Source organism: Paraburkholderia sp. CNPSo 3274 (assembly GCF_024206475.1).
Lineage (GTDB): Bacteria > Pseudomonadota > Gammaproteobacteria > Burkholderiales > Burkholderiaceae > Paraburkholderia.
Genome location: NZ_JAMBPR010000010.1, coordinates 127,118 through 139,069, shown reverse-complemented (window position 1 = coordinate 139,069; position 11,952 = coordinate 127,118). Strand labels below are relative to the sequence as shown.

10 protein-coding genes and 4 pseudogenes are annotated in these 11,952 nt (G+C 58.8%); 2 read left to right on the top strand and 12 right to left on the bottom strand.

Annotated elements, in window-relative coordinates:
* Positions 1-15 precede the first annotated feature (15 nt).
* From M3I54_RS09300 to M3I54_RS45335, 6 genes and pseudogenes are all read right to left on the bottom strand, one after another.
* A complete protein-coding gene (locus M3I54_RS09300) occupies positions 16-753 on the bottom strand; it encodes a molecular chaperone (RefSeq protein WP_254335000.1) in 738 nt (245 codons plus the stop codon).
* A 17-nt stretch (positions 754-770) separates the two neighbouring features.
* Entirely contained in the window at positions 771-1,295 is a 525-nt protein-coding gene (locus tag M3I54_RS09295) for a spore coat U domain-containing protein (protein ID WP_254334999.1), read from the bottom strand.
* A gap of 308 nt (positions 1,296-1,603) precedes the next feature.
* Positions 1,604-1,861, bottom strand: coding sequence for an H-NS family nucleoid-associated regulatory protein (locus tag M3I54_RS09290; protein WP_254335039.1), 258 nt, complete (start codon positions 1,859-1,861; stop codon positions 1,604-1,606).
* 8 nt (positions 1,862-1,869) lie between these two features.
* Positions 1,870-2,019, bottom strand: coding sequence for a hypothetical protein (locus M3I54_RS09285; RefSeq protein WP_254335042.1), 150 nt, complete (start codon positions 2,017-2,019; stop codon positions 1,870-1,872).
* Between the two features lie 192 nt (positions 2,020-2,211).
* Positions 2,212-2,643 (bottom strand): annotated as a pseudogene (locus M3I54_RS09280) (DDE-type integrase/transposase/recombinase); the annotation flags it as partial.
* Positions 2,644-2,650: 7 nt separating this feature from the next.
* A pseudogene (locus M3I54_RS45335) lies at positions 2,651-3,640 on the bottom strand (DUF4158 domain-containing protein); the annotation flags it as partial.
* 645 nt (positions 3,641-4,285) lie between these two features.
* Here M3I54_RS45335 and M3I54_RS09270 point away from each other — a divergent pair.
* Entirely contained in the window at positions 4,286-5,938 is a 1,653-nt protein-coding gene (locus tag M3I54_RS09270; protein WP_254334998.1) for a hypothetical protein, read from the top strand.
* Between the two features lie 46 nt (positions 5,939-5,984).
* Here M3I54_RS09270 and M3I54_RS09265 read toward each other — a convergent pair whose 3' ends face one another.
* Positions 5,985-6,128 carry a hypothetical protein gene (locus tag M3I54_RS09265; RefSeq protein WP_254334996.1) on the bottom strand — a complete coding sequence of 48 codons (144 nt, stop codon included), beginning with the start codon at positions 6,126-6,128 and terminating at the stop codon, positions 5,985-5,987.
* 353 nt (positions 6,129-6,481) lie between these two features.
* Here M3I54_RS09265 and M3I54_RS09260 point away from each other — a divergent pair.
* A pseudogene (locus M3I54_RS09260) lies at positions 6,482-7,803 on the top strand (IS5 family transposase).
* Between the two features lie 614 nt (positions 7,804-8,417).
* Here the strand turns inward: M3I54_RS09260 and M3I54_RS09255 are convergent.
* The 5 genes and pseudogenes from M3I54_RS09255 to M3I54_RS09235 all read right to left on the bottom strand — a co-directional run bounded on the left by M3I54_RS09255 (position 8,418) and on the right by M3I54_RS09235 (position 11,833).
* On the bottom strand, positions 8,418-8,855 hold the full coding sequence (locus tag M3I54_RS09255) for a hypothetical protein (protein ID WP_254334994.1): 438 nt from the start codon (positions 8,853-8,855) through the stop codon (positions 8,418-8,420).
* Positions 8,856-8,930: 75 nt separating this feature from the next.
* On the bottom strand, positions 8,931-9,200 hold the full coding sequence (locus tag M3I54_RS09250) for a hypothetical protein (RefSeq protein ID WP_254334992.1): 270 nt from the start codon (positions 9,198-9,200) through the stop codon (positions 8,931-8,933).
* A gap of 82 nt (positions 9,201-9,282) precedes the next feature.
* Positions 9,283-9,480, bottom strand: a complete 198-nt coding sequence (locus tag M3I54_RS09245; protein WP_254334989.1) for a DUF3562 domain-containing protein — start codon at positions 9,478-9,480, stop codon at positions 9,283-9,285.
* A 591-nt stretch (positions 9,481-10,071) separates the two neighbouring features.
* Positions 10,072-10,527: pseudogene (locus M3I54_RS09240) on the bottom strand (phosphate ABC transporter substrate-binding protein PstS); the annotation flags it as partial.
* Between the two features lie 565 nt (positions 10,528-11,092).
* Positions 11,093-11,833, bottom strand: coding sequence for a 3-ketoacyl-ACP reductase (locus M3I54_RS09235; RefSeq protein WP_254334987.1), 741 nt, complete (start codon positions 11,831-11,833; stop codon positions 11,093-11,095).
* Between the last annotated feature and the right edge of the window lie 119 nt (positions 11,834-11,952).

Below are 11,952 nucleotides of genomic sequence, written 5' to 3'. Positions count from 1 at the left end.
CGAATGGCGGCCGGGTCAGCTGGACGGTTCCACCGTCACGGCGGCTTCGACCGGCAGCGAATTGACGGCAGCCCGAACCTTCAGGGTGCCGCCCAGGTCCGCATCCGCCGGCAGCGGCACCGGCCACTGCCCCTCACGTCCCGCCAGTGCATAGCCGAGCAGTCCCTTGTTGACCACGTAGACTTTGCCGGCGCCATTCACCAGTTGAACCGCCGCGATCTGCGCGCGTCGCGTGCCGGTGTTTCCGATGCGCATTGCCCACCCCTGGCTGGTCCGCACCAGATGCCAGGCAAGCCTGGGCTGGCCGGCCGCACCGGCCGGTTCGATGAAGACCGGCACTGAGTAGCGTAGCCGGATCGTCACGCCGTTTGTCGGCGCGGCCCCTGGCTGCGGCAGTTCATCGATGAGGACACGAAAACACTGTTCGGCGGCGACGGGGGCAGGCGTGGCGCGCACCAGCCGGACCAGCTGGTCGGTCTGCGCCGCAATCTGAATCAGTGGCGGGCTGGCGATCAGGTCCTGTGTCGGCGTCAATGCGTCTTCACCATTAACCTGATCCCAGCGGAACACCCGCACCTGTCCGTAGAGCGGGCTGTCACCCGGGTTGCGCAACGTGATCCCGGTTGCGTTCTCGTCTGCCTGCAGGTCGATCATCACCGGCGAGATCTGCAGCGTGGCAGCGAGTGTCGCCAGCGGCCACGGCAACAGGGCGGCGGCCAGCAGGATGGCCAGATAGCGGCTGGATCCGGCCATACGATCTCGGCGGGCGGTCAGAAGTAGACCGTCGCAGTAACGCTGGTCTGATAGGTATCCGGCTTCGGTGTGGTTTGCGCCGGCACCTGGCCGTAGAGGGGAATCGACTGCGCCGACCCGGTGCCGGTGCCCGCTACCGTATTCGTGCCCTGCGTGTTACCCCAGACCGTCGTGCGGCCGGCGTCCTGATAGAGCTGGAAGGCCACTGTCGTGCCGGTATTGCCGGTGGCGGTGCCCGCCATCAAACGGCTCGTCACGGTCGACCCGGCCACCGTGCCGGCATCAAGGCCGACGTTGTACGGCGTGGTGTTGGTGCAGGTCACCGCGACCGAGGTCTGCTGGTTCAACGCGGTGGCCAGCACGCCGTTTGTGCCGAAGTTCAGCGGCGTCGCCGAGATCGAACAGTTGGCCTGCAGCGTCAGGGTGACGTTGAAGGTCGCCGTAGCCGTGCCGTTACTGTAGGTCGCGGCCTGCGCGACTGGCAGGACCGGTCCGAATGCCAGGGCAACGGCGAGCGCTGATGAGAGAATCTGCAGTTTCATTGATCGGTCCTCCGGCGGTAGCACGGTGAAGTATTGGTGATGGCCGCTACGGCTTCACAATCGCGCTGGCGCGCGATTGCCGGAGATGTTCATACGAAAGCATCCGTTTATCAATTAAATAAATTCCACATTAACAAAAAGTTACAATAACTTCCCCATGAGAGGTAAGGGATTGTGTGGTTCTTGTCTGGCCGGCGAGGCGCTGCGCGGGGCGATGGCGAGAATCCATTGATCCATATGATTCTGCGGCGCGGCTATCGTACGTTCTCGTCCGAATCTTGAGTTCATCCCTAGCCGATCGGTACTGGCTAGTTCTGCTCTGGCCGGATGGGGAAGAACGCCGGATCAACGCCCGCCCGTTCGGCGGCCGCGAGCCACCCTGGTTTCTCCCCTTCGCCGTCCCATTTGTTGCCGTGCGCGTCGTGGAAAAGCGGCGGATGTTCGCGGTCATGCTCGATCGCCGCCGCGAGTGCTTCCGGCGTGACGCCGAATTCCGTCATGCGCCGACGCAGCCAGATAATCAGGCGCTCACGCGCCTCCTCATCGACGATTTTTCCTTTGCTCATATGCCTGCTTATACTCGACCCATATTCACCTCGCGGATGCCCTTCGCGTCGCGCAGTGCGATCGCCGCGATGTTGAGCTCGTCGCGCAGCTGCTCGGCGCTGCGCATGCCTGGCAGGCGCCATTGGGGATTGTTGGAGTCGCTGGTCAGCACGATCACAGTGCCGATACCGAAACGGCCGCTGCCACCACGGATGAACCGGTGTCACGTCCTGAATGCGGAGGAGCTCGAGGCTCTGCACACGCCGGCTGAGAATGCCCTGCCGGCAGGTGATACGCGCGGTGTCGATGATGATTTGGTTCCGGTGCGAATAGGTAGTCGGGTTGAGCAATGCTATATAGGCAGGATACCTTATCTATCGGACAGGACCGCATTCCATACGGCGGGCGCGGCATCCTTGAGCCCGAGCTTCGCGAGATCGAATTGCCCCTTGCGAATGCGATGCATCAACTCGATGCCTGAAATTGTGGTTGCGGCGCTCCTGAATCGCTTGAATCCAGGCATCACGTTCGTTCTGGACTTGATGTGGCGATGGTCCTGGTCGATCACGTTATTTAGATATTTTGAGGAGCGGACCTTCGTGTCTTCAGGCAGCAGACCATCAGTCTCCATTTCGCGCACCGCGCGGTGCGAAGCCGCATAGCCGTCGAGCGTGATAGTCTCCGGCGGCTGGCTCTCGTGCCTGATGGCCTTGCTGAAAAAGACTTTGGCCGCAGCCACGTCGCGTCGGGCTCTGAGCATGAAGTCCACCGTCTGGCCAGCCCGATCCACCGCACGGTACAGGCCTACCTGATGCGAATTCGCGGAGACGCGCGTTAGGATCTAATGGGACTGATTCGACCTCGCGCGTCGCGTCGTTGACCACCTTCCGGATCCAGCGACGCAGCATCGATAGCAGCTGATCGGTTGCGGAGCACAGCGCGTAACGCATGAAGCAGGCTGCTTCCAGCCAGCGCGCTCGTTGCTCGACGCGCTTACTGATCGAAGGCGGCCGACGCGCGCAGCGCCGCGCGTAGTGCCGCACAGCGGCTTCGTTGCAAAGCGTCGGCCAGCCTTGATGCACGCCGACCGCATAAAGGCGATCGATGTTTTTGAACACCTCCCCCATTTGATGCGTAGACTGCCGCAGGGGTACGGCCCACAACCATTGCTGCAGGCTCGCATGGTCATTGCCAGGTTGTGCCAACAGCCGACTCCAGCGGTCCAGTGTCGCGTCGCCAAACGCACCAATAAGCCCCTCGGTTAGAGATCCTTCGACATCCTGCCCAGCCTTTACGATGAGCCGCTTGAGCAATCGATCGTGGACGATCAGGATGTGATGCTCGTAGAGCCAGCGTTTCAATTCGTACAGCAAGTCTCCGCGCTCGGGGCGGCCTGTCAGGCGTTCTTTGAGCCAGCGCACGACATACCGGCGCTGGTGCTCGGCCATCGGCCGGAAGCCGAGCGTCTGATATGCGAGGACCTGATGATCGATGAGCTTGCGAGCCCGCGTTTCATACAGCGTCCGCAGCGTGCCTGGATCGGGCGGATCGACCGCCAGTTGCGCGCCAAGGTGATTCCAGAGCACTTTGGGAACTTGCTTGTAGGCGTCGAGCGTGCGGCCGCTCATCCGGATAAAGCCGATGTGGAGCGCGACGGCAAGCCGGTATAGGTCGCCGCGACGCGCCTCGATCAGTGCGCGCTCCTTCGCTGAGAAGGTGAAGAACGCGGCAAGGTCGAACTCGGTGAGTTCGCGAGGAATCTGCCGGGTGCCAAGATAGGTGACTTGCCAGTGTTCCATCGCGCTCGCCTTGAAGCGAAAGACGGACCAATGAGCATAGCGACAGCGAATGACGGGGCAACGACTACTACCTGCGAAAATAAGAGCTCAACCGTGACCGGAGGCACCACCCAGACAGCAAGTGATTGATTTGGTGAGGTATTTTAACGGGTCCGCCTCGCAAACCCGCGCCGCGCCTAGACCGCGCTACCCGTCGCGAAATGCGCTGAAATCAAGGCGACACCAATCTTCGGCGCTTGCCGTTCGCTTTTCGCCGTCACGCTGCTCAATTGAGCAGCGGCCACGCTAAAACTGCGAACCGTCGAGACCGGATGTTATCAATCCGGATATCGGCGTTTCTGTTGAAAAAAAACCGCCATCGAGGAATTCGTCAGGTTTGCAAATATCCACTTGCTCCTTTCCGAAACTCACTCGTTCGCTCGCGGTCTGCAGGGCGCTCTACTCGGGTGACTTCCCGCTTTCGTCTATTAAATGACGGATAAACCCGAACTATCCTTGCCAATCAGTCGGCGCAATTCCAACATGTTTCGCACTCCAGGGTCTTGATCTCCGCGCATTCCTTTACAGCACAACGTTCGATGCGAATGGCATGGACCATGCATTGATGCGTCGCGCGACGGCAGGACGCCGTCCATGGAGATAGTCATGAACCTCTGTGCCAAGATATTTGGCTTTGCTCTCGCGTTCCTCTTAATCGTGGTCTGCGTGTACCAGATCTTCACCGGGCCGGCGACGATCGTCCAACCGATTCAGGTGTCCGATGCATTGAAGAAAAGCGGCTTCACGGAGCAGGCGCTGCAGAATATGCTGGTCGATGCCCTAAGCGAGTTGCATAAAACGGCGAAAGGTGTCACGCCGCGCTCCAGTTCCACGGACGCTGATGAAGTCGTGCTAACCGAGTTCAATCTCCCCGAGTTTTCCATGCCGGGCACAGGGCTTTCCATGCGCTCAGTGGTCGAGTACGCACGCGGCTTACTCGAACTCGACGCATCGGTATACGGACGCGTGACTGGCTCCTCGTCAGGATTTTCCGTGGACCTCACCCTTCGCGATGCAAACGGAGAGTCAATTTCGGTTCATCAAACGATGGTGAACACCGAGTTGCCAGCGCACAAGCCAGGCGAGAAACTTGTGAAAGGGTCGAGCGCGACCGTGGTCATGGAGGAAACACTCCAACGTGCGGCAATGAAATTACTGGAGCACCAAAGTGCCTTGCAATACGCGGATAACCTTTTGAATGACCAACAAGAAAAATGCTTTTCCAATAGCACGAACTGCGACTTTCATGAAGTGCAAACGAGATATGACCAGATTGCCGCGGGCGGGGGGAAAGAGCCGTATAAACCCATTGGTATCAAGGAGTGGGCGATGCGGATATTGTTCAAACTTCACTTCATAAAGAATGACCAAAGAGTCGAGCGTGCACATGACCATGCCGCCCTGGCAGAGTTATTGTTGTCCAAGATCGACGATTTAACCGAGCATTACACGAGCGCCATCGCGCACACGCGCTTCATTCGCGACCAAAGCCAAAGCGATGCATCATGGCAGAAGGTGCTGCCATGGGCCTATTACAACTGGGGCGTCGCGCTCAACGATCTCGGCTGTTACGAGGCCGCTGCCGAGGTATTGGCAGAAGCAATCAATCAAAACCCCCGGTACGCGCCAGCGTTCAATGCACTTGCGCGCTCCTATAACGCACTAGCTGAGACGAGCGCGCGTGCCACATCGGCCTCCACATCGCTGCTTGATTATCGCAAGTTGGCGCGGGACGCGGCCAGGAGCGCGGTGAAACTCGATCCCGACTATCAAGAGGCATACGTCAACCTGGGCGACGCCTCACGACCCTTACTCGTTACGCCTGGAAACCGGACCGCGAATGCTGCTTACGACGGCGACGCAAATGACGCGCTCGATGCATATGAGAAGGCAATAGCGCTGAACGAAGAATCGGCTGGACGTGCGCGTCAGCAACTCGCTTTGATTCCGGGCGCCGCCTCCACCCACATGGTTGAGCCGGCCACGAAGAAGCGACCGCAATGCCGCAAAGGCATGCCACGTTCCTTCCTGGAAGCGTTCGGATGCAGCGAAGCGGAGATGCGCGCCACCGCAAGTCGCAAAGGTGGATTTATCAACACCGCACTGACAGGCGCGCCACCTGAGGCTGGCATGTGCAATCGACTTGGACTGCAACCTCACGAAAGAAGTTCGCCCTCCCCCCTGAAAATCACCGCTACGGCGCTCGATGTCGAAAGCGCAAGCCACCGATCGGCGCACCGGCAACGCGAAAGAGGCTAGAAGACTGGCGCACGTTTGCAGAGGCATACCGCCATGGTGCTCCGCCTTACTGCGCGGGATCGGGCAGTTGCGTGAGCAAATAGCGCTTTGCCTCCACGAAGCCGATGTAGCGCAGCAGGAAGTCCATGAAAGGTGCGGAGAAGATGCCGTTATGCCCGCTGATAATCTGCGGATCGACCGCCGCCTCCATGAAGGACTAATACGGTGTGTACGGCCGTGGAGCCTGCGCCCCGGGCATGAGTGCGTGCTCCAGCTTCACTTCTGCGAACTGCAGGCTCTGCGAAAAATCGTAAGTCGACACCGTTTTGGTGAGTGCGGATGTGAATTGTTGTTCGACGCTCAGCGTGTCGTCCACGAACGCGCCCTTGGCGCCCGCACTCGCAGTCTCGTTGCTGCTGGCGTCTTGTGGAGTTCACCATTTAGTCGGGTCTGAATAATTCGAAGTGCCTTGTGCAGCAAGGCTTTGAAGCGGAAAGTGGTTGATGCATTTGCAGGAACCTGGCAGATTATGGGTGGTTTCCTGCAAATTCTGTCGAGGTCTGGATGGGTCCGAAGACAGCGGTGAGCGATGGTGATTTGTTCCGGCACCCTCTGCGCGAGCAGATCAACCTGAAGCATCCGTTGGTGCATCTGGCCGATTTGATCAGCTGGGATCGACTGAGTGCGTCGATGAGCGAATGCTTCGTGTCGCGCAAAGGGCGACCGGCGACATCACCCAGGCTGATCGCTGGGCTGCTGTATCTGCAGCACGCATTCGACCTGTCCGACGAAGAGGTCGTCTGGCAATGGGTGGAGAACCCGTACTGGCAGGTGTTCACCGGTGAGACTATTTGCAGACCGAACCTCCGATCGACCCGTCGAGCCTGACGCGCTGGCGCAAGCGTCTGGGAGAAGCCGGGGTTGAGGAACTACTAGCCGAGACGATCGAAGCAGCCAAACGTGCCGGTGTGATCAAGGCTGCAAGCGTGAAGCGCGTGATTGTAGACACCACGGTCATGGAGAAGGCGATTGCCTATCCAACCGATTCGCGATTGCTCGAGCGGTGTCGCGAACATCTGGTGAAGGCGGCGGCGCGGCACGGACTAAAACTGCGGCAGAACTACAACCGCGAGGCACCGCATCTGGGACTGCAGATCGGCCGCTACGCTCACGCGAAGCAGTACAAACGCATGAGAAAGGCATTGCGCACGCTGCGTTCGCGCGTTGGGCGCGTCATGCGCGATGTGGAGCGGCAGGTCGTCCAGGTGGCAGACTCAGGCCGTGCTGCCCTGCTGGAACTGATCGGTCGCACGAAGCGCATCCTGGCGCAGAAGCCGAAGGACAAAAACAAGCTCTACGCGCTTCACGCACCGGAAGTCGAATGTCTGGCGAAGGGCAAAGCACGCATACCCTATGAATTCGGCGTAAAGGTTTCGATCACGACGACCCACAAGGAAGGTCTGGTCGTTGGCATGCGCTCGATGCCTGGCAATCCGTACGACGGACACACGCTGGCTGAAGCACTGGAGCAGGCGGCAATCCTGTGCGACGCCACACCAGAAGTGGCCATCGTCGACCGCGGCTACAAGGGTGTCGCCATCGACGGCGTGAAGATCTACCACCCGGGATTGCGCCGGGGTATCACACGCGGACTACGCGCAATGATCAGACGGCGCAGCGCGATCGAGCCAGCTATCGGCCACATGAAGACCGATGGGAAGCTCGACCGGAACTGGCTAAAGGGGGCGCTTGGCGATGCGATGCACGCCGTGCTGTGCGGCGCAGGTCACAACCTGCGCATGATCCTCAGGAAGCTGCGGCTTCTTTGCGCCTTAATTCTCGCTGCCTTGTTCAACTGTTTCATTGCCGCCGACTTGCCCGCGTGACGCCGACGGCACGAGAAACGAATTATTCAGGGGCAACCATTTAATGTCGCTGTTTTCCAACCAATTCTTGTCGTTTTGAGCCGCGAAATCCGCCTCCCACACCCCGTAATGACAGCAAAGACAGGCAATTCCTGTCGCTTTGACACATGACCGCTAAAAAAAGTTGATCCAGCCCTTTATTTGCCAACAGAGCTCGCAATCCTAACACTCACGACCACATCTTTCACAAGCGTAATCGGTCTTGAGGCCAGATCGCCTCGCGACGTCATCGCCGCTTCGATCCAAAAATATAGGACTACAAATCAAAAAAACGATCATTATATTTATGTAAAATTCGCTCGTGGGCGGAAGGAGGCGCGCACGCCCGGTCTGACATCTCGGGCCGGTCGCGGGAGATCGCGTCACCTGCGGGAGTACCACCCGATCGGCGCTCACGAAACCCCCGCAGCCCGCCTAATCGGTGTGACCGTGACATCCCACCGGGTGCTTCGCTTGCAGGCTCAGTTCGCGTGTCGCTGTGCACCGCATCGCAATCCGCCGCTCACATACCGAATACGGCCGCCGCATCGTCCAACAATAGAAGTAGCGCTGCGCTGCTCCCTCGCGCGGGCGCTTCAAACCACGGGACTTGTACCCTTGCGTCGATTCCACAACGTTTTATCGAAATCTTGCTCGCCGATCAGGGCACTCCATGCGATAGCCCAGCGCGCGGCTTGGACTGCGTTCGTCTCGTCGCATGCTGCGAGGCGCGCCATCGCACAACGTACGCGCTCGCGCATGTATCGTCTGCGTTCCTCGGCGACTGACGGAAAGGGAGTTCCGATGGTGTCGCCCGATTCCGCTGCAGGCATGGTGGCAATACGCTTCAGAGCCAGACTGCCGTCCGCCATGGCTGCACTCTCGGTCGCGAAATCCCTTTCGTTGTAAGCAATTACCTGAAATCCCCCGCCGCGCTCGCGAAGGACACTGATACCCCAGTGCCAGGCAACTTCTTGGGCGAAGACGTGAAGTGTGGCGGGTTTCCCTTCCATCACGCACTGCAGCCTGGACATGGCTGCCCTCATGAAGTGCTAGTTCGGACGTTCGAGTTTACCCACTGAAATGCTGCGATGCAACATTAACGACACCTAGTCACCACGCGCACCGCTCTTTTTTGCCCGCGCGTCAGCCTTCCGGCAAAGGTCGCTCAGCAACCATCGTGCAACGGTTTCCGGGCGATCCATGCCATATGGCGAAAACTTGATTTCGCTATCGTAATAGACGATGACGCTGCCGCCCAAGACGCGAAAGCGGCCCTCCCGAACTATGCCGTCGATCGCGACTTGTACGTCTTTCGTCGCTTCATAGTCTGCGTTTGTACTTGTCATTTTTTGTGCACCGCAAGAAAAACCAGACATGTTATCTGGAACGGTTGCCCGCAATCAACGGACAACCGCGAACACAGCAGAGATGACCGTACTTTACGCATCGTGCCATTAGTTAATGATTGGCCTTCGATGCGGCTCGCAAAGTGTCACGCACGCGCTTCGCAGCGAGCAGTGGCACATAATCGAGAATCTGCGCGTCCTTACGGAAGACCTGCAACGTCTCGGCGTACATCTGCGATACGACATCTTCTGAGGTCGCGGTCAGCACAGCGATTTCGTGAATCACTTCCTGCGAATCCTGGGTCTTCATGGGCACCCCACGCTGTACTCGGCGAGAATCCTCATTAGAGGGGAGTCGCAGACCTCTGACCAATTGATACGGTCAATCGCGAATCACCTGTTAGTTGACAGATTCGTGTCACCGACAAAGGCACCATAGAAGCGAGACTTGATCAAGGTCCGGAGAGAGTTCGAAAGTTGCGATTGGCGCCACGCCGCGTCGGATGACCGCCCAGGGTCGGATTTTGCCTTTTGCACGAGACACGCTCCCGAGGCGATCGTCGCCCCGAGTCGTGCAATGCTCTGTGGTTACCTGCTCCTGGACCCGTTTTTTTTAATATCGAAACTGCAAGCGCAACGATGCGTGGTCAGACAAACGCCTTTACGTACTCGCGAAGTTCGCTCGCCGCTCGATAGTCCGTCCGTGCGACGCCCCTCGGTCGCGCTGTCTCCCGCAGCCTTTTGCGAGCGGCAATAAAAATCCCGCCTTCCGGCGGGTAAAGGTTGACTAGCGGATGCAGCGCGATTCTTGCACGGCGTCAGGAACTGTATGGCAGCGTATCGTGACTGGATTCTCCAACCAGACACAAGCGAAGACTGCGCATACAAATCGCGCAATTTCTCAAGGCGCCACTGATTTACCGCTGGCATCTGTCACCTTGACTTTCCATTGAGCCTCGATTTCGCTCACGACCGACTGCGGCAGCGAGATGTAATCGAGGCTGTCAGCAGCCGGCGTGCCATTCTTGAAGGCCCAGTCGAAGAACTTGAGCGTTTCCTTGCCTCGGTCCGGCTTGTCCTGTGCCGTGTGCAGCAGCACGAAGGTCGCGCCGACCACCGGCCATGCGTCTTTGCCCGGCTCGTTCGTGAGGATCTGGTAGAACGACTTCTTCCAATCCGCGCCAGCGGCCGCCGCCTTGAACGTTTCAGTGTCCGGCTGAACAACGGCGCCCGACTCGTTCTTCATGGCAGTGTAGACCATGTGATTTTGCTTGGCGTACGCCCACTCGACGTAGCCGATCGCGCCCGGCAGACGCTGCACGAAGGCGGCGACGCCGTCGTTGCCCTTGCCGCCCGTAGCCGCCAATAAAGCAAGCTGGCCTGTGAAGACAAGGAGGTCCGACATTGATGTACGGCCTCCTCCTTGGGTCCCGTTCACCCCGGGTGCCTCCCCAGCGTACAGTGGCAAACGAGGTCCTGGGCTCACGTCGTCGTCGATGCCGTCAGCCAGAACCGAACCGAGGACGGGCTGTCGGCCTGAAAATAGCGGGCTGAAGCGCATGCGAAACCCTGTTGCCTGAAATGCCTAACGTCGCGTCCGGGGCCGTTGCCACCAGTCATCGTGATCAAGGTTGCGCAGGAGATCGGCTCGGCGCCGTTCACGACGGTAGTGCGCCATGACCGCAAACGTAGCGACGACAAGTACGATCGTGCCAACAGCCATTCCCAGCCAAGATTGATCCACGTCGGCCTCCACAGGTATGTCCGACCCCACCTCCTGCTACGGGTGGTACGCACCACGCAAAGCCTTGCCATAGGTGGGTGGGCGCTCAACTGCCAATTTCCGCGCCAAAAGGACGAATTCGCCCGATGGCCCTGACGCCAATTGCGAGTGCAAAGACCAATTGCTCATAGGGACATTGTTATCCCATGTGAAGGCCGCCGTTCAGCGAGAAGTCTGCTCCAGTTGCAAAGGCCGATTCGTCGCTCGCGAGCCATGAGACAATCGATGCAATCTCATTGGCTTCTCCAAGGCGCCCTACTGGAATGCTCCGGATAATGACATCCAGCACTTCTTGAGGTACGGCCCGAACCATCTCCGTCCCAATGTACCCTGGGGAAACCGTATTCACTGTGACACCCTTCGACGCGACTTCCTGAGCAAGCGCCATCGTGAAACCATGAATGCCAGCTTTCGCGGTTGAGTAGTTGGTCTGGCCGAACTGTCCTTTTTGTCCATTCACCGACGAGATGTTGACGATGCGCCCCCACCCTTTGCCGACCATCCCATCGATGACCTGCTTGGTCACATTGAAAAGGCTGGTGAGATTTGTGGCAATGACTTCGTTCCAATTCTCACGTGACATCTTGCGAAACACGCCGTCCCGCGTAATTCCCGCATTGTTCACCAGCACATCAATCTCACCAAGCTCCTTCTTTACCTTCGCGAAGGCGACCTCGGTCGATTCCCAGTCCGCGACGTTGCCCTCCGACGCGGTGAAGTTAAAACCGAGCGCTGCCTGCTCGGCCAGCCACCGCTCGCGCCGCGGCGAGTTCGGCCCACAGCCGGCCACAACGGTAAGCCCGTCGCTATGGAGCCGCTGGCATATTGCGGTTCCAATTCCACCCATTCCCCCGGTTACATAAGCAATTCGCTTTGCCATGCTGACGTTCCCCTGTGCGCAACGTTGATTAACTGAAAATGCCTTCGGGTATGATGACGATTGTTGCTGCCTTCGTAAATCTCAGCTAGAGCTGTCGAACAATTTGCGAATTCCATTGC